Origin of the sequence: Kaistella soli (assembly GCF_019038595.1) — a bacterium.
Classification (GTDB): Bacteria; Bacteroidota; Bacteroidia; order Flavobacteriales; family Weeksellaceae; genus Kaistella; species Kaistella soli.
The window spans coordinates 1-1,116 of record NZ_JAHOPF010000019.1; the positions used below are offsets into that span (position 1 = coordinate 1).

Consider the following 1,116-nt stretch of genomic DNA (forward strand, 5'->3'; position numbering starts at 1 on the left):
GGTAACCGTTGCACAACCTCAAATTTCAGCGTCAAGTTCTGAAAACTCAATAAAAAACAACCTCTTTTAAAGCGATTTAAAGGAGGTTTTGTTTTTAGCGGTGAAAGTTTTTCGGATTTTCGGATGGCTTAAATGGAAGCTATTGAAGTTGTGGAAAAGAGGTTCTGCCAAAACCAAAACTTCCCTTTTGAAAGGTTCATGATTTGGGCATTGCGGTGAACTTTTCGGGTGATGAATTTCAGGTATTTCTTCAGATTGTATGTAAGCGCAGCCATTAAAACATGTTTGTTCGCCTGAGCCATACCTCTGGAATTAATCCGTTTCATATTGTGATGGTTGATCAGCGTGCCCAGAACCGGCTCTACGCGCGAACTTCGGCGCTTGGTGAGGAAACGGGTATAATTGGGATCGCGCCGCAGTTTTTCGTGCATTTCATCGTACAGAGGTTTATGGATGCTGTCATCCAGTTTCTTGAACTTCGTGACATTTCCGCAGCATTCCGACCGTAACGGACATTTGCCGCAGTCTTTTTCCGAGCTGCGGTACACATTCTTCGAGTAGCCTTTGCTGTCGGTTTTGGTGCCTTTGAAGAGCAATACGGCATGGTTTCCGCCGGGCTTTTGGCATTCGTAACGGTTTTCGGATTTGTTGTAATAAAATCCTTCGCGTTCGGGTTTGTATTGCCCGAAGTTGGCGATGTAGGCGTTAAGGCCTTTTTCTTTGCAGTACTTTAAAGCCTCGCCGCTGCTGTAGCCGGCATCGGCCAGAACTTCTTCGGTCTGCATTTTGTTCAGGGAAAGATTTTCAAGCGTCTGGTTCATAATCTCCGGGAAGATCACGCTGTCTTTGCTGCCCGAAGTGCTTGCACAGGCGCCGGTAATGATATGATGCGCATCGTCTACAGCGAGCTGTCCGGAATAATTTAACTGGCGCGCTTTGCCGGGTTTTACGGAGATCTTCGCGTCGGGATCTGTTGGGCTGTAATGCGTGTGGTTGCTCAGGTATTTCGGGCGGATCGTATTGCCATCTTCGTCTTTTCTATCGCTTTTGTTGTTGCCGGGCATTCCTTTGTAGGCTTCTTCTTTCCAGGCGTGATGACGGTCTACAAGCTTTTTC

General features: G+C 47.0%; 1 protein-coding gene. It reads right to left on the reverse strand.

What is annotated here, in order from left to right:
• Window positions 1–128 precede the first annotated feature (128 nt).
• Window positions 129–1,116 (reverse strand): transposase (locus KSK37_RS13975; RefSeq protein ID WP_246566640.1); only part of this gene is annotated, 988 nt, incomplete at its 5' end.